This window comes from Paludisphaera rhizosphaerae (assembly GCF_011065895.1).
GTDB classification, from domain to species: Bacteria; Planctomycetota; Planctomycetia; order Isosphaerales; family Isosphaeraceae; genus Paludisphaera; species Paludisphaera rhizosphaerae.
In genome coordinates, this window is the sequence record NZ_JAALCR010000053.1 from 13,414 (window position 1) to 29,692 (window position 16,279).

General features: G+C 66.9%; 15 protein-coding genes. 10 read left to right on the plus strand and 5 right to left on the minus strand.

Features of this window, described 5'->3' with window-relative positions:
• Window positions 1-106: 106 nt before the first annotated feature.
• A complete protein-coding gene (locus G5C50_RS30880) occupies window positions 107-244 on the plus strand; it encodes a hypothetical protein (protein WP_165075637.1) in 138 nt (45 codons plus the stop codon).
• An 80-nt stretch (window positions 245-324) separates the two neighbouring features.
• On the opposite strand, the gene G5C50_RS30885 is transcribed toward G5C50_RS30880, so the two are convergent.
• Window positions 325-609: a hypothetical protein gene (locus G5C50_RS30885; protein WP_165075639.1), complete on the minus strand. Its 285-nt coding sequence runs from the start codon at window positions 607-609 to the stop codon at window positions 325-327.
• A gap of 202 nt (window positions 610-811) precedes the next feature.
• Here G5C50_RS30885 and G5C50_RS30890 point away from each other — a divergent pair, with 202 nt between their 5' ends.
• The 5 genes from G5C50_RS30890 to G5C50_RS30910 all read left to right on the plus strand — a co-directional run bounded on the left by G5C50_RS30890 (window position 812) and on the right by G5C50_RS30910 (window position 4,295).
• Window positions 812-1,300 (plus strand): MarR family winged helix-turn-helix transcriptional regulator, encoded by a 489-nt coding sequence (locus tag G5C50_RS30890; RefSeq protein ID WP_165075641.1) that lies wholly within the window; start codon window positions 812-814, stop codon window positions 1,298-1,300.
• 301 nt (window positions 1,301-1,601) lie between these two features.
• Window positions 1,602-2,207 (plus strand): FMN-dependent NADH-azoreductase, encoded by a 606-nt coding sequence (locus G5C50_RS30895; protein WP_165075643.1) that lies wholly within the window; start codon window positions 1,602-1,604, stop codon window positions 2,205-2,207.
• Window positions 2,208-2,309: 102 nt separating this feature from the next.
• On the plus strand, window positions 2,310-3,032 hold the full coding sequence (locus G5C50_RS30900) for a hypothetical protein (protein WP_165075645.1): 723 nt from the start codon (window positions 2,310-2,312) through the stop codon (window positions 3,030-3,032).
• Between the two features lie 80 nt (window positions 3,033-3,112).
• A complete protein-coding gene (locus tag G5C50_RS30905; protein ID WP_165075648.1) occupies window positions 3,113-3,442 on the plus strand; it encodes a hypothetical protein in 330 nt (109 codons plus the stop codon).
• Window positions 3,443-3,569: 127 nt separating this feature from the next.
• The gene (locus G5C50_RS30910) at window positions 3,570-4,295 is read left to right on the plus strand and encodes a pentapeptide repeat-containing protein (RefSeq protein ID WP_165075651.1); all 726 of its coding nucleotides are present in this window, start codon (window positions 3,570-3,572) and stop codon (window positions 4,293-4,295) included.
• Window positions 4,296-4,835: 540 nt separating this feature from the next.
• On the opposite strand, the gene G5C50_RS30915 is transcribed toward G5C50_RS30910, so the two are convergent.
• Both G5C50_RS30915 and G5C50_RS30920 read right to left on the minus strand, forming a co-directional pair.
• On the minus strand, window positions 4,836-6,503 hold the full coding sequence (locus tag G5C50_RS30915) for a redoxin domain-containing protein (RefSeq protein ID WP_165075653.1): 1,668 nt from the start codon (window positions 6,501-6,503) through the stop codon (window positions 4,836-4,838).
• Between the two features lie 394 nt (window positions 6,504-6,897).
• On the minus strand, window positions 6,898-8,568 hold the full coding sequence (locus G5C50_RS30920) for a redoxin domain-containing protein (protein ID WP_240907429.1): 1,671 nt from the start codon (window positions 8,566-8,568) through the stop codon (window positions 6,898-6,900).
• 216 nt (window positions 8,569-8,784) lie between these two features.
• Between G5C50_RS30920 and G5C50_RS30925 the strand changes: the two genes are divergently transcribed.
• Complete coding sequence (locus G5C50_RS30925) at window positions 8,785-9,528, plus strand: SDR family NAD(P)-dependent oxidoreductase (protein WP_165075656.1); 744 nt, start codon at window positions 8,785-8,787, stop codon at window positions 9,526-9,528.
• A 295-nt stretch (window positions 9,529-9,823) separates the two neighbouring features.
• On the opposite strand, the gene G5C50_RS30930 is transcribed toward G5C50_RS30925, so the two are convergent.
• Window positions 9,824-10,411 (minus strand): hypothetical protein, encoded by a 588-nt coding sequence (locus G5C50_RS30930; protein ID WP_165075659.1) that lies wholly within the window; start codon window positions 10,409-10,411, stop codon window positions 9,824-9,826.
• Between the two features lie 517 nt (window positions 10,412-10,928).
• On the opposite strand from G5C50_RS30930, the gene G5C50_RS30935 reads away from it, so the two are divergent.
• The 3 genes from G5C50_RS30935 to phoU all read left to right on the plus strand — a co-directional run bounded on the left by G5C50_RS30935 (window position 10,929) and on the right by phoU (window position 15,061).
• Window positions 10,929-12,278 (plus strand): serine hydrolase domain-containing protein, encoded by a 1,350-nt coding sequence (locus G5C50_RS30935; protein WP_165075660.1) that lies wholly within the window; start codon window positions 10,929-10,931, stop codon window positions 12,276-12,278.
• 115 nt (window positions 12,279-12,393) lie between these two features.
• Entirely contained in the window at window positions 12,394-13,920 is a 1,527-nt protein-coding gene (locus G5C50_RS30940; protein WP_165075663.1) for a M28 family peptidase, read from the plus strand.
• 418 nt (window positions 13,921-14,338) lie between these two features.
• Window positions 14,339-15,061: a phosphate signaling complex protein PhoU gene (gene phoU, locus G5C50_RS30945; RefSeq protein ID WP_165075666.1), complete on the plus strand. Its 723-nt coding sequence runs from the start codon at window positions 14,339-14,341 to the stop codon at window positions 15,059-15,061.
• Here phoU and G5C50_RS30950 read toward each other — a convergent pair.
• Window positions 15,027-16,025 (minus strand): GNAT family N-acetyltransferase, encoded by a 999-nt coding sequence (locus G5C50_RS30950; RefSeq protein ID WP_165075668.1) that lies wholly within the window; start codon window positions 16,023-16,025, stop codon window positions 15,027-15,029. The genes phoU and G5C50_RS30950 overlap by 35 nt on opposite strands.
• Window positions 16,026-16,279: the final 254 nt, after the last annotated feature.

The following is a 16,279-nucleotide window of genomic DNA, read 5'->3' on the forward strand; positions in this document are numbered from 1 at the left end:
CACCCTCCCGGCGCTGAATAGACTGGCACAAGCTTCTCGCAGCCCTGGCCGGTCGTCAATGACGAGGCGGCCGTGACCACACTCTCCGGGCTCCTCCGAAAAGGGAATGACCGGCGCCAGCGCGCAGCGGTGGGAGCCCGCCGACGAGGGAGTCATCGTCGAGGCCCCGAACCAGCCCCCGCCCGGCAGCACTCGCGCCGACGACGAGGAGGCCCGGCCCACAACCCGCTCAAGCCGAGCCTGAAACCAACCCATTCCTGATGCGGCGATGCAAGGGTCGCAAGTCGCCGCAAGCACCTCGGCGCAAGGCCGTCCCGAGACCGATCAGGCGTCGGCCGGGTCGTCGATCGCACCTTCGACGATCGAGACGCGCTCGTCGTCGTCGGCCGGCTCCACCCCTTCAACTCGCAGGCCGAAGACTCGGCCGTCGTCGGCGAGCAGCCGGTATCGGAGCCCCGGGCCGATGAAGGCCTCGCCGATCCTGAAGCGGAAGCGTCCCGGTCGCTCGTCCGCCCCCGGCTCGATCAGGATCTCGATCGTCGTCGCGACCTCGTCCCCGTGCCGAGCCGTCACCAGCCGCCCCCTGACGATCTCGCTCTGATGTTCCACGTCGCCCTCCTCGGCGCCCGACGACCCCTACGCCCCACCCGTCGGCGCGATCGGCTTCGAGCGTATCCGCGACCGCGTCCCGGAGGTAGCCCCACCTCCGAGAGTCCCGGATCGACGTCCAACAGGCTCGAACCGGCCGCCGCTCGCCACGATCCCGCCGCCTCCCCTTGACCTCGCGGCTCGTTGGTTTAAAATCGAACCAATGGAACCTGGACGCAAAATCAAGCTGCGGATCCTCACCGGCCACGAAGTCCCCGCGGAGCAGCGCGGGCACGCCGCATTGACCACGCTCATTCGAATCTTCGGCCGGATGACGGAGCGAGGGTCGGAGATGGCGAAGCGGCACGGTTTGTCGATGTCGCATCTCGACGTGCTCTTGACCCTCGGCCACGGCGAGGGGGTCAACCAGCAGGAACTGGCCGAGCGGCTCTTGCTGACGAAGGGCAACATCTGCGTGATCGTCCAGAAGATGGAGGCCGCCGGGCTGATCGAACGCCGGTCGGACCCGGAAGACCAGCGCTGTCACCGGCTCTACCTGAGCCCCGCCGGCAAGGAGAAGCTCGGCGCGATCCTCCCTGAGCACCGGGAGATGAGGCTCCGGATGCTCCGCGGCCTGACCCAGACGGAGCAATCCACCCTGTTCGACCTGCTCACCCGCGTCGACGAAGCGCTCAACGAGGACGAAGATTGAGTGACGATCCCATCAAGTGATCGCCAATCGTTCCAACGTCTTCCCCCCTGGAGGGGGAAGACAGACCGCGAAGCGGTCAGATGAGGGGGGCGACCGCCGCGGGATCGACCACGCCCCGTTGGCTGCACGTCCAACGCCGGTCGTCCCCCTCATCCGGCCCTTCGGGCCACCTTCCCCCTCCAGGGGGGAAGGCCGTTGCGGAGCGAGGCCGATGTTATCCAGGAAAGCCCTCTCAGCCTTTTCTTTCGGACCGATAGTTCAATTTTTGACCGTCTGATATCAAACCAATCCAGGAGGTCGCATGCAACTTCTCCACATTGATTCGAGCATCCTCGGGGAGAATTCCGCCAGCCGACGGCTCACGGCGGAGGTCGTGGAGGCGGAGCGTCGGCGGGTGCCGGGGCTGGCGGTCGTGTATCGCGACCTGGCGGCGGAGCCGCTGGGGCACATCTCGGGCGGGCATCTGGGTGCGGCGCAGGGGGCCGACCTGGAGTTGCCGGAGGGGCTGCGGCGCGACGTCGCGCTGGGGCAGGAGGCGCTTGAGGAGTTCCTGGCGTCGGACGTCGTGGTGATCGGGGCGCCGATGTACAACTTCACGATCCCCAGCCAGCTCAAGGCGTGGATCGACCGGATCACCGTGGCGGGCAAGACGTTCCGGTACGGGCCGAACGGCGTCGAGGGGCTCGCGGGGGGCAAGCGGGTGATCGTCGTCTCCACCCGAGGCGGCCTGTACGGCGCAACGACGCCGATGGCAGCCTTCGACCACCAGGAGCCCTACCTGGAAGCCCTCCTCCGATTCCTGGGGATCACCGACGTCGCCGTCGTCCGGGCCGAGGGCCTCAAAATGGGCGATCACGCCGCCGCCTCGATGGAAGCGGCCCTCTCGGCCGCCGCCGCGCTGGCCTGAGGTCGTTCAACGGTCGTCCAGCGATGGGGCGTCCCACGGCAGAGTTGCAGGCTTGTCGTATGCTTAGGGGAGAGACCCGCACCATACGGAGCCCGATTCGGCATGTCGTGGGAACTGCCCCTATTCGCCAGCCCCTTCTTCTTTTTGGGGATCTTCCTGGCCTCGATGGTCGCCTTCTACGTCCTCTTCATGGTCGTCTGGCCGCTGGGGAAGGTGGGGTGGCAGCGGACCGACTACTGCTGGGCGCTCGCCGTGCTGGTCGGGCTCGTCGGATCGTCAATCAAGATCCGACAGGAGATCGCCAAGGCGTACATCAACGGCCACGCCGAGTCCGCCATGGGGGCGTCTTACCGGCACCTGCGGGCAGCCGTTCTCACGCTTAGCGCGGAGGGCGTCTGCCGACCTCCCGCGGGCGACGGCCCGGAAGCGGACGAGCTTCGACGCGAGCACGAAGCCGTCTGCCGGTTCGGCCGCGAGACGATTGACCGCCTGCCGAGGCAGTCGGCGACGGAAGGCGACCTGGAGCCGCTCGCGCAGCGGCCCGCCGTGACGAGCCCCGTCCTGCTCGACGACTACCGGGCGATCGACCAGGCCCTGGCAGAGTACAAGGAGGCCCGAAATCGGCTGGCCGAACTCGAATCCGAGCAGGGCTATTCGCTCTTCGACCTCTTCGTGCTCCTTCTGTCGCCGATCCTCGTCGCCGTCGGCGCCGCCCTGCGCGTCGTGAAGATCACGGGCGAGGTGGAAATCGAGAAGGCCGCCCAGCGAAGGCAGGAAGAAACCCGAAGTCGCGTGACGGAGGAGGAGCCCGTCACCTCCGGCTGACCGATGACTCCTCTCGGGGTTCATGAACTCTTCATGCGATGACGTCCCAATACCGATTGGGCGTCAGCGAATCCCCTCGCATGACACAACCTCCAAAAACGCCCGAAGCGAAGGACTGGAAGCGGACGGTCGGCGCGGTCCTGGTATTCCTGGCGATCGGCGCCGGAATGGTCCTGTTCATCATCGCGAGGCATGAGCATCAGAGTCGGCGGATCACCGCGTGGGCCGCCCAGAACGGCTACACGCTCGCCGGCGACGTTCAACGCGCCTACCTGGACACCGGCCCTTTCCTGCTGAACCTTGAGGAAGACGAGGTCTTCCGCGTCGACCTTGAAGACGCCACTCACCAAAGGCGGACCGCCTGGTTCCGGTTTCGCCTGATGGGCATGGAACAGGCGTGGAAGGACTGACCTCGATCGACCTCGAAGATGCAACCTGGAAATCTCCGGGTCGAGCTTGAAAGATGGAAGCCGCAGGGCTGTTCCCGTCGACAAGGCATTCTCGACGTGCCGCGACCCCAAGAACCTCGAGGCGCCCGTGGCCGAATCCTCTCCCCCCGCCCGCCGGCTCCCACGATTCACCGTGCGCGGGATGATCTTCGGGGTTCTCTTCCTGGCCGTGGTCCTGGGCTGGATCGCCTCGGTGCGACGCGCCGATTGGCAGCGATCGATGTTTGCCGAGCACATGCAATACGCCGACGAGGAGCTCCGACGCGCCCGAGATCAACTGCAACAACTGAAGCGAGGCCCGCAGCCGGATCGCACGCGATCGTTCTGGGAGGCGGGTCTCGAAGGCTCCAATCTGTCAGGCATGACCATCGCAAGCCGCGAGAATGCGTTCCAACGCGCGTCGTTCCGTAATTGCCGGCTGGAGGACGCGACGCTGGCGGGCGGCGACTCCTCGTTTCAACTCGCCCACTTCGACGGAGCCAAGCTCACCAGGGCCAGTCTGAAGGGGGGCAGCGCCTCGTTCCAGGATGCCTCGTTCGCGGGGGCCGACCTCACGGGCGCGACCCTCGCCGGCGGCGGATCCTCGTTCCAACGTGCGTCGTTCGAGGGCGCAATCCTGATCGGCGCGACGCTCTCGGGTGACTTCGCCGTCGCCAACCTGAGCCGCGCGAAGTTCGAATCCGCCGACCTGTCGGCCCTCATCCGCGCCGACCTCAACAGCTGCTACTTCAAGGAACCGCCCACCTACAACGCCGCGACCAAGTTCCCGCCGGGCTTCGATCCCGTGGCGCGGTTGTGGAGGCGGGTTGAGTAGGCGAATGCAGCGGTCGCGGAGCAAACTGAATTCGGTCCATACAGGGGGAAGGTGGCCCGAAGGGCAATACTGTTCGGCACGACTTGCATATAAGCCATCGGAGGCGATTGCCTCCCTTCTCCCCTGGTGGGAGAAGGTGCCCCGTAGGGGCGGATGAGGGGGGTCATAACCGTCGGCGGACGTTGGGATCCCCCTCATCCGGCCTTCGGCCACCTTCTCCCACCAGGGGAGAAGGGAGGTTTCCATCGCTTCTTCTGAATCTCAATATCCCGTGCCGAACAGTATTGCCCGAAGGGCCGGATGAGGGGGATCGGCGCTGAGTTGAGAAGGATGCGTCGAATGCGCGTCCGACGGCGGTCGTCCCCCTCATCTGATCGCTTCGCGATCTGTCTTCCCCCGCGAGGGGGGAAGACCGTTTGCCCATTCGCGACGCTCGATCCGAGGCGCGACAACCCTCACCCGCCGCAGCGCGGCTTCGGCGGTGATTGCTGCTTCACCGCAAGCGTCCAATCTCCGAATCCAAACCCGAGATTTCGGTCGTCACTTCGTCAGAATGACGGCCTCGTCCCGAATGACGAGCTTCACGCCGAGGGGGTGGAGCATCGTTTCAAGGGCCTTGCGGATGGGGACGTTGCGGGGCTTGCCGGAGACCTTGGCGTGGGGGTCGATCCGACCGGCCTGGACGGCGATGGGGTCGAGGATGAAGGTTTCGCCGATCTGCTCTTCCAGGCCGGCGAGGAAGTTCTCCAGCTCGGCCTCCTCGAACGTGAACGAGGCGACCTTCGAGAGCTTCTCTTCGATCGCCTTGTTGATCTCGCGCTGATGGGGCGACTGCTCGCGGGGGGCGGTCGCCTTGACGACGTGCAGACCGTCGTCGGCCGGTTTCACGTCCAGGCTGAGGGGATCCAGCATCAGGCCCAGCCAGCTCCGCAGCGAGAGCCCGGCGGCGGCCGTCAGGGGGACCATCACGTCGGGGTGGAGCCCGGCCGATTGGAGGGTCCCCTCGTCGAGCTTGATCGGCACGCCTCCCATCTTGGAGAGGAACTCCAGCGCCTTGTTCAGCGACATCGGGTGAAAGGCGATCCCAACGTTGCGCTCAAGCGCCTGGGGGACGCGGTCGCCCAGGGAGAGGGGGGGCAGCTTCTTCTCAAGGTCCTTCAGCTCGACCTCGCCGACGAGGTTCCCCTGGGGATCCACCAGCAGGGCGGTCGGCAACGCCTGGATCTGCAACTCCTTCACGGTCGCGCCGCGCTCGCCGTTCGAGGCGTCGACCAGCACGGGGAAGGGGAGGTCGCGACCGCGCCAGACCGACCGCTTGTTCACGGCCGTCCTGGCGTCCATCTCGGCGAGGCTCTTCACGGAGCCGTCGTGGAAGGCGATGATCTCGAACTTGTCGCGGGCGGCGGCGTGCTCGTCGTAGAAGTCGATCAACTCGCCGAGCTGGCGAATGCTGGGGCCGTTCCAGTATCCCCAGACGTCGATGAGAACCCACTTGCCGCGGAAGTCGGCGATCGTCGCGTCCTTCCTCACGCCCCGGGCGTCGGCGATCTTCCAGGGAGGCATCGGCTTCCCCTTGAGCAGCGCCACCGACTGCGCGGGAAGGTCGATCGTCCCCAGGTCCACGACCGGATGCTCGGCCTTGAGCTTCAGGGGCTTCACGACGTCGAGGACCTCGGCGCCGTTGACGTTCATCTCGTACTCGCCCGCCGGGACGACCAGGGAGAACTCCGGCGAGGTGGTCACGCGCTGGATGGGCCGGCCTTTCTTGTCGGCCGTGTACATGTAAATGTTCATCCACTTGGGAGTCCGGTGCAGCTCTCGGCTTTCGAGCTTGCCGTGGATTCGGACGGTGGGCGTCAGGCGCATCTCCAACGGCTTGCCGACCGCGCTCCGGGCGACGACGGCCAGCGCCGCGTTCTTGCGAGCCTTGTCGAAGGCGACCAGGACGGGGTCGCGGCCGTAGGTCTCCTCCTTGATCGAGAACCGACCTTCGGCGTCGGTGACGGCGCCGCCGTCCGGCTTCTGCTCGCCGGTCTTCTCGTCCACGTCCCAGAACGAGGCGACCTCCACCCCCGCCGCCGGCGTTCCCTTCGCGTCGAGGACGCGCCCCTCGATCTTCAACGTCTGGGCGTTCGCCGCGCTCACGCTCAGAACCGCGGCCAAAACGCCGATCCACCCGGGCGTCGTCCATCGCCGTTGCGTCTGCATCGCCAAAGCCTCCCTGTCCCTGCGGCGCACGGCCCCCCGGGCCGGGTCGTCATCCCTCGACCATCGATCGTCATCGTGATGATGGCCCGGTCCGGCCGCGGCGTCAACGACATTACGCGGAACGCATGCTCCTTTGAACACTGACGATCGGCTTCCGATTCAAGGGGGGGCCGCCATAACGGCCTTCCCCCCTCGCGGGGGAAGGTGGCCCGAAGGGCCGGATGAGGGGGGATCGGCGGCGGGTTCAGATCAAACAGCCGGATATGCGCCCATCGCCGGTCGTCCCCCCCTCATCTAATCGCTTCGCGATCTGTCTTCCCCCGCGAGGGGGGAAGACCGTCCCCGCCCACGACTCGGCCAAGGATCCGATACGTCCCCCACCCAGGGCCGAAGCTCACTCGACCGTCAAGATCACGCACTCGTCGCGGACGATCGATTTCAGGCCGAGGGGTTTCAGCATGTCGTCAAGGGCCCCTCGAAGCGGCGCATCTTGCGCCTTGCCCGAGACCTTCGCATGGGGGTCGATCCGACCGGCCTTGAGCGCGACGGGGTCGAGGATGAACGTCTCCTGGGTCTGGCTCTCCAGGCCGGCGAGCAGGTCCTCCAGTTCGACGTCCTGGAAGGAGAACGTCCCGGGCTTCGCCAGCTTCTCCTCGATCCCCTGGTTGGTCTGGATCTGGAGCGGCGACTGCTCGCGGGGGGCGGTGGCCTTGACGACGTGCAGGCCGTCGTCGGCGGCCTTCACGTCCAAGCCGAGGGGATCCAGCATCAGGCCCAGCCAGCTCCGCAGCGAAAGGCCGGCACTGGCCTTAAGCGTCGTCTTGTCGTCGGGTTTGATCCCGGCCGATTGGAGCGACTCCTCGTCCGTCTTGATCGGCAAGCCGCCGATCCGGTTCAGGAAATCGAGGGCTTTGTCGAGGGGCATCGGGCTGAAGCCGATCGCGACGTAGCGGTCGAGCGCTCGGGGGATGCGCTGGGCCATGGGGATCGGCGGCAGCTTCATTTCGATGGATTTCGACGAAGCCTCGCCGACGAGGATCCCATCCGGGTCGATCAGGAGCGTCGTCGGGAACGACTGGATTTGCAGCTCCTTCACGGTCGCTCCGTGGCTGCCTTCCTGGGCGTCGAGCAGGATGGGAAACGGCAGGTCGCGGCCGCGCCAGATCGATTTCTTGGTGCCCTCCGTCTTCGCGTCCATCTCGGCGAAGTCCTTCACGGAGCCGTCGTGGAAGGCGATGATCTCGAACTTGTCGCGGTCGGCCTCGTGCTCCTCGTAGAAGTCGATCAACTCGGCAAGTTGCCGGACGCAGGGGCCGCACCAGTATCCCCAGAAGTCGACGAGGACCCACTTGCCGCGATAGTCGGCGATGGTGACGTCCTTCTTCACGCCCCGGGCGTCGGCGATCTTCCAGGGGGGCATTGGCTTCCCCTTCAAGAGGGCAAGCGCCTGGGCGGGGAGGTCGACCGTCCCCAGGTCGACTTCGGGCTGGTCCGATTGGAGCTTCAAGCGTCTCAGGGCGTCGCGGACGTCGGAGCCGTACGCGTGGAACTCGTACTCGCCCGCGGGGACGATCAGCGAGAATTCGGGCGTGGTGGTTTGGCGCTCGAAGGGCCGGCCTTTCCTATCGGCCGTGTACATGTAAATGTTCATCCAGTTCGGAACCCGGCCCAGTTCCTTGCTGTCGAGCTTGCCGTGGATCCGCACGGCTGGGCTCAGGCGCAACTCCACGGGCTTGTCGGTCGCATCCTTGGGGACGACGACCATGGCCGCGTTCTTCCGATCCGCGTCGAACGCCGTCAGGACGGCGTCGCGGCCGTAGGTTTCCAGCTTGAACGAGAATCGGCCGTCGGCGTCGGTGGCGGCCCCCTCGAATGGTCTCTGCTCGCCGGTCTTCTCGTTGACGCTCCAATGCGGGGCGACCTCCACGCCGGCCGCCGGCGCGCCCGCCGCGTCGAGGACCCGGCCCTCGATCTTCACGGCCTGGGCGTTGGCGAGGCTCGCCCACAGGGCCAGGGCCGACAGTCCCATCCACCAGCGCGTCGCGTTTCGCCGTCGCGTCGTCATCGCCAGAGCCTCCGATGCCGTTTCGATGTCCTTCGATCGCTGGGCCTGATGATGACGCCCCTTCGCCGGCGGGTCAACGATTCATTACGGACTGGGTAAGATCCGAACGAATCCCCCTGGACCCGCGTCGCGCCTCGATTACGCTGGATCGTCTCGGCCGCATGACGTCGTGCGGGCGGGCCAGAGCCGGAGCGAGGCCGGGGAGGAGGGGGTCTGATGAAGTTGCAGGGGCGAGTCGCCGTGGTGACTGGGGCGGGGTCGGGGATCGGCCGGGCGATTGCGGTTCGGCTGGCGGCTGAGGGCGCGCGGGTCGTGGTTGCGGAACTCGACGAAGGCCGGGGGGAGGAAACCGTCTCGGCCGTTCGCGAGAGCGGCGGCGACGCCACGGCGATTCCCACCGACGTCTCGCGGTCCGAATCCGTGGCCGCGCTGTATGCCAAGCTCGACGATCTGGACATGCCGCCCGACGTGCTGGTGAACAACGCCGGCAACGCCAGCCCGCCGACCCCGGTCCACGAGACGACCGACGAGGCGTGGAATTCCAAGCTGCGCGTGCACCTGGACGGCACCTTTTACAACACCCGAGAAGCCCTGCGCCGGATGTTTCCGCGCGGGCGGGGCGTGGTGGTCAACATCGCCTCGGTGGCGGGGCTGCGAGGGCTTCCTGGAGGTTGCGCGTACTCGGCGGCGAAGGGGGGGATCATCTCGTTCACGAAGTCAGTCGCCCATGAGGCCGCCGCCGGCGGCGTGCGGGTCGTCGCGGTCGCCCCCGGCTGGATCGACACCCCGATCCTGGCCGTCCTCCCCGACGACGTGAAGGCCGAGATCGTCTCCCGGATCCCCCAGGGCCGCCTCGGCTCCACGGAAGAGGTCGCCGCCGTGGTCGCCTTCCTCGCCAGCGACGACGCCGCCTACATCACGGGCCAGGTGATCAGCCCCAACGGCGGGCTCTATACCTGAGCCGACGAACTCGTTGATATCTGGGCCATGGAGTCGAACGACTCACGCGTCGCCTCTTCAGCCGCCTTCGCCGACGCAGGAATCCATGAGCTTGAGCCTTCCCTGCTTGCCAAGATTAACGGCGACGTCGACATCGCCTCCGTCAGAGCGATTTCTGACTGCCTGCGAGGGAGGGTTCTCAAGCAACGCTCCGAATCTCGCCAGCAGGTGGATCGACCAAGGCAAGTTGTCGGGCAAATCGTGTGGTTTTCGGCCAGCACAGGCGACTCGCCCCAGCAATTCAATCCGAGTGAAGCTAATAGTTTGGGGGCCATTCAAAGGCTGATGGCCATTGCTCTGGCCTCGTCAATGAGACAGGCCATTGATCCTGATTATCCGGAAGATCAGTGACCCAAAGCCATTGAGAGTCAGGGATGCCGAAGACCTCTTCTAGCACAGCGAGGCAGAGGTTAACTGCCTGATCAGCATCCTTGACAGCACAGATGGCGTAAGGAGGCACCTGAACCGCTTCGTACTCCCTTTGACGCTTCCCACTCTGGAGATCGCGACGCTGCCAGGGTCCTTTCGTGTCGATGCGGAGCCGCTGGACGGTCTTCCATTCCGGTGGCGGAAGGCCGAGCTTCTCGGCAATGATCCGCTCACGTTCGCCGGCGGCAGGCCAATCAAAATGCATGAACGCGGTTCGCACGAGACGACCGCTCTCGGGCGGGTAATCGACATTGCCATAGAGTGATATCCGCACTCTTGATTCCGGAGCATATATGTGGAAGGCCTTCTCGACAAGTGGCATCAATTCGTCCCGAGGCAAGGAAATCGCATTGTCAGGCAAATAGAACAAACGGCGAACATGCTCCTCAATTTCTTGATGTTGAGGGTGAGGCATCGTGTGGTTCTCCAACAGCGTCGCAACGCTTGAAGCATGTTCGGAAAGCCTTGGGGTCGGGCCCCCCCCCATGCCGGCCCGGGGCGATTTCGCTCCCAGCCGTGTACCGAACAGGACCTGTTCCAGACAGACTCTATCGCGGGAGGCCTTGAGCCGCTTGTCTTCCACGCTGAAATTCTCGGTCTTCTCGTTCTTGGCCAGGCCGGTGCTCGCCGTCTGACGACGCTGAAGTTGAAGTCGACCATCCCCTCATGAACGCGTTTATCACCAATATGATAAAAGCTAAACATCATTACAAATCGACCTGATAGACGCTGAAACGCGACAGAGGCTAAACGCCAATTCAGGTTGAAACTGAATCCGACTTGTCCAGTTTCACCGCCCTCTACAAATCCATTATCAATCGTGAGCTAAGACAAGGGTCATTCGGATAGCGAGATCGACCTCACGAACCGGGACCTTGGGTCGGACTCGCAACGGGTCGACTTAGTACGCCTTGAACGGCGGGGAGGCCACGGTGGAACACGTTGAGTTCGAGGATTCAGACGTCCGACGCGAGGCCGACCGGCTGGCCGAGGCCTACGTCGGCTCGTCGAAGAACGTCGGACTGGCCGTGGGGCTGATCACGGGCGACGACTGCCGGTGGCTTGCGTATGGGGAGACGGCCAGGGGCTCCTCTCAGAAGCCGGACGCGAACACGATGTTCGAGATCGGTTCGATCACCAAGGTGTTCACGGCCGCCCTGCTGGCCGAGATGGCCGGCCGCGGCGAGGTGCGGCTCGATCAGCCGGTGGCCGAGTTGCTCCCGCCCGAGGTTCGCGTCCCGTCCTATCGCGGTGCGCCGATCACCCTGGCGCACCTGGCCGAGCACACCTCGGCCCTGCCGCGACTCCCGGGCAACTTCTGGCCGACCGTGACCGACGAGGCTAACCCGTATCGCGACTACCAGCCGAGTCACCTGCACGAGTACCTGACGAATGCGACGATCGGCTTCCCGCCCGGGACAGGAGAGTCCTACTCCAACCTCGGGGCCGGGCTGCTCGGCCATGCCCTCGCGTTGCGGGCGGGCAAGCCGTTCGAGGAGCTGCTCGCCGAGCGGATCCTCCATCCGCTCGGTCTGGTCGACACCGCCATCACCCTTTCGGACAATCAGGCCGCCCGGCTGGCCCCGGGCCACACGGTCAAGGGCGAACCGACCGCGAACTGGGACATCCCCACCCTGGCCGGCGCGGGGGCGCTCCGATCCTCGATCGCCGAGATGCTGTCCTTCCTGCGATCGAACCTGAACCCGCCTGATACGCCGGCGGGAGCCGCCCTTCGAACCTGTCAGGCGCCGCGCCCGATGGCCTGGCGGGGGCGGATTGGCATCGGGGCCTTGCACGGCGTTGGGCTGGCGGCCGCGGCGCTGTTGATCACCTGGCTCGCCCCGCCGTCCCCGGGGAGCATGTGGCTCATGGTCCTGGCTTATCTGCCTGTGCTGGTCGCCATGACGTGGAAGGGCTTCTGGTCCGGCGTGTGGGCGGCGGCCGGGATGGCGATCGGCGGCCTGATGCTGTGGAGTTCGTGGTCGGCGTGGGGGCCGGTGGTCATCTCCTTACTCTGCTTCCTCGTCGGCGCCGGCGGCGCCTCCGGTTATCTCCCCCCGCGCAGCCGAGTGCGGCTGGGCTGGCAGGAAAGCGCGCTCCGCCCTGGCGGTACGGCCCTCTGGCACAACGGGATGACGGGTGGTTACAGCAGCTTCATCGGGTTCACGCCCGGGTCCCAGGTGGGGGTGGCCGTGCTGTCGAACTCGGCCAACAGCGTGGACGCGATCGGGATGGGGCTCTTAAGGAGCCTCCAGAAGCCGGCGAATGCGGCCGACGAATGAGAGAGGTCGGGGTTCAGAAAGGGGGCGTCCCGTCGCCGAGGTCGATCAGAACCGGGCTGATCGTTATCCTGGTGGGGCGGCCGACGGACGTGAAACCACCCGAGTGGACCCACTGATGCGCATTCGCCTTCGCCTCGTCGTTCCGACCCTTGCGGTCTGCTGCTGCCTGCCCACCGCCCACGGCGACGAGCCGCCGCCCCCGTTGCGGGAGATGATTGGGCGGATCTCGCCCGACTCCCTGCGCGGGCACGTCTCGTTCCTGGCTTCGGACGCCCTGGAAGGACGCGGGACGCCGTCGAAGGGCCTGGACGTCGCGGCCGAGTACATCGCCTCCCAGTTCCGCCGGGCCGGGCTGGAGCCGCTGGGAGACGACGGCTTCTTCCAGACGGCCGACTGGGAGTACTTCAGCCCCGACTCGGCCTACGTCGAGATCAAGGTCGGCGACAGGACGCTCAAATTCGACGCGACGTCGCTGTCGGGACAGCCGACGAAGGCCGTCGATCTGTCGGCGGCGCCGGTGATCAAGGTCGACGCCAACAACGCCGCCGCGCTGGCCGCTCTGACGGCCGAGGCGGTCGCCGGCAAGGTCGTCATGACCGAGGTCCCCACGCCCTTCCGGGTCCCTCGCGAGAAGGCCGCCGCCGCCAACCAGGCGCGGATGTCGTTCCTGCGCCGGTTGGACGAACTCAAGCCGGCGCTGGTGCTGGACGTCGACCGCGACTCCGGGACCGCCCGGGGTCTGCGTCGCGACGCCCCCCAGGGCGCGCGGCCGAGCCGGCCGATGATCGGGCCGATGGTCGTCGCCGTGCATTCGCCCGAACTGGCCGAGATCCTCGCCGCCACCCCCGTCGGGCCGACCGACGCGAAGGCGACCATCGCCATCGGCGAGCCGAAGGCCCGGAAGGCGAAGGTCCGCAACGTGGTCGGCCTGCTGCGGGGGTCCGACCCCGCGCTCAAGGAAACCTACGTGATGGTCTCCGCCCACTACGACCACCTGGGGATCGGCCCCAAGGACGGCCAGGCCGACGGGATCTACAACGGCGCCAACGACGACGCCAGCGGGACCGCGTCGGTGATCGAGATCGCCTCGGCCCTCGCCACGATGCAGCCGAAGCCGAAGCGGAGCGTCGTCTTCGCCACGTTCTACGGCGAGGAGCACGGACTGATCGGCTCCACCTACTACGCGGCCCATCCGGTCGTCCCGCTGGCAAGCACGGCCGCCGCCGTGAACCTGGAACAGCTCGGCCGGACCGACGACACGGAAGGCCCGCGCGTCGATGCGGCGAACGTCACGGGCTTTGATTTCTCCACCGTGACCGACGCCCTCCGCAAGGCCGGCGAGAGCGTGGGCGTGGCCCTGCAGAAGCACCCCCAGAACAGCGACCTCTACTTCAACGCCAGCGACAACGCCGCGCTGGCCCGCGCCGGAGTCCCCGCGCACACGGTCAGCGTCGCCTACGCGTTCCCCGACTACCACGGCCGCGACGACGAGTGGGACCGCATCGACTACGTCAACATGTCCAAGATCGACCGCATGGTCGCCCTGGGCGTCGTCGTCCTCGCCAACGACGAGAATCCCCCGAAGTGGGACGCCGCCAACCCCAAGACCGAACCGTATCGGAAGGCGAGGGAAGGGAAGTAAGGCGTACGAGAGTCGCCGGACTGCAACCGGCATATCGCTCGCGTCACAACCTCAATCCGGCCCACAACGGCCTTCCCCCCTCGCGGGGGAAGGTGGCCCGAAGGGCCGGATGAGGGGGGATCGGCGACGCATTGAAGGCAATGCTACGGACGCGAATCCGACGGCGGTCGTCCCCCTCATCTGATCGCTTCGCGATCTGTCTTCCCCCGCGAGGGGGGAAGACCGTCTTTTCGCGACCGCCGGATCGCCTCGGATCGTCGACGGAACCGCAATCACGGCTCGAATTGTGCGACGAAGTCAACATTGGTGTGAATTCCCCGTTAAGGTCGAGGAACCTCGGTTGTCGTTGAAGGCGTGATTCCGTAACGTCTTAAAGGGAGGGATGGACGGCTCGGAACAGGCGGCGAGAGGGGCGGCGATGCAGAATCAAGCGAGGGGGGTGGAAGCGAAGTCGCCCTGGTGGTGGGACGAGGCTCGTACGTCGATCGGCCGGCACTTCCTCCGCGACCTGGAAGGACTGTGGGCCGACGTGCTCCGGTTGGCGGCGGTGGTCGAGGAGGATCTGGTCCAGAGCGTTCGCGCCCTCTGCGACGGCTCGATGGAGCTGGCCGAGGACGTCCGCGGCCGGAAGCGCAACGTCGAGGACTGGGAGGTGACGCTGGAGCGCGAGTGCGTCCGCATGCTGGCCCTGCACCAGCCGGTGGCCTGCGACCTGCGGCGGGTAGCCGCCGTGCTCAAGATCAACGCCGACCTGGAACGACTGGCCGACTTCGCTCGCCACATCTCCAAGCGCGTCGGCAAGCTGGCCGAGGAGCCCCTGGGCCTCCCCGTCCCCCAGCCGCTGGAGAACCTGGCGACCGCCGCTCTGGGACAGGTCCGCCGCGGGCTCGACGCCCTGACCCGCGCCGACGTCGCTCTGGCCCGCCAGGTCATCGCCGACGACAAGGGGATCGACCGCTCGTACCGCAAGGTCGTCGCCGGCCTGAAGCGGGACATCGTCGAGGACCCCCGGCGGGTCGACGCCTGGCTGCTGTTCATCAGCACGGCCCGAAACCTGGAGCGGATCGCCGACCACGCCGCGAGGATCGCCGAGGTCGTCGTCTACCTCAAGGAAGGGGAGGGGCCCCGGCGTTCGGCATGACCGCCGTGCGGGCCAGCACCGTCAGGTGGACCGCCCGCCGCTCGAACGGGACGAAGCCCGTCCGGCGGTACAGCCCGACGGCCGGCGCATTGCGGGCGTCGACGGCCAGCTCGATCGCCTTCGCGTGGGGCCTCGCCAGCGACAGGGCGTGCGTCACCGCCTGATCGCCCAGTCCGCGCCCGCGGCCTCGGGGCGCCAGGCCCAGGTAGACGACCTCCCAGGCGTCGCGGTCGGCGGCCGCCGCGAGCAAAAGGGCCGCCACGGCCTCGGACTCGCCCGGCAGGAAGCCCAGCCGCCAGCGCTCGGGGTTCTCGAACGTCGGTCCGCGGTGGCCTTCCAGAATGTCGTCGAGCGACCGCGCTCCCTCGATCTCCGGCATGTCCAGGCTTCCCTGGTACGAGGCCGTCAGCACGGCCCGCAGGACGGCGTCACCGGCCTCCTCCACGCCCCGCCAGTCGAGCGTCGTCCGCGGGGTCGGCGGCCGGGCCGGCGGCGACGGCGGGACCCTCGTATCGCGACGCATGTAGACCAGATCCGTCACCCGGGGCATCCCGCCTCGGGCCAGGTCGATCGCCCCGCGAGGGTCCGACTCCATGTCGAGCACCGCCTGCGCGATCGCCACGCCTGAGTCCCGCAGGCCGGCCAGGGCGCCTTTCACCAGCGCCTCGGCGACGTCGGCCCGGTTCCAGGGGGAAGCCGCCGCCTGGGGAGGCCACACCGCCGCCGCCCGGCCGGACAGCGACTGCGTCAGAATCGCCCCCACAAGCTTCTCCGCCGTCCCCCACCCCGGCTTCCGCGCGATCCAGAGCCCGGAGAGATCCACCCGACCCGCCCGGGCGTCTTCCAGAGCCTCGGCCACCAGCGCAGCGCGCACCCGACGCTCCAGCCCCTGATAAAGGACCTCCAGCGCCCGCGGGCGTTCCTCCACGGGGCATCGCAGAATCCAGAGGTTCGACGCGGCCATCGGCGCCCCCCATTGGCGATGGACCCTCCCTCGGGCCGGAACATATTCTACAACGCTTCGCCCTCGGAGACATACGCTGAGGTGGAAGCGGTCGTCCCTTCACCACGGGTGGGCATTGGCACGGCCACGATTTTTCGACACAGAATCTGGAAGACAATTGATGTCCCCTCTCCCACCGGGAGAGGGCAGCCGCGCAGCGGCGGGTGAGGGTCGTCGGATTTCGGAGGGCATGCCGGATCACGATCCGGGACCAT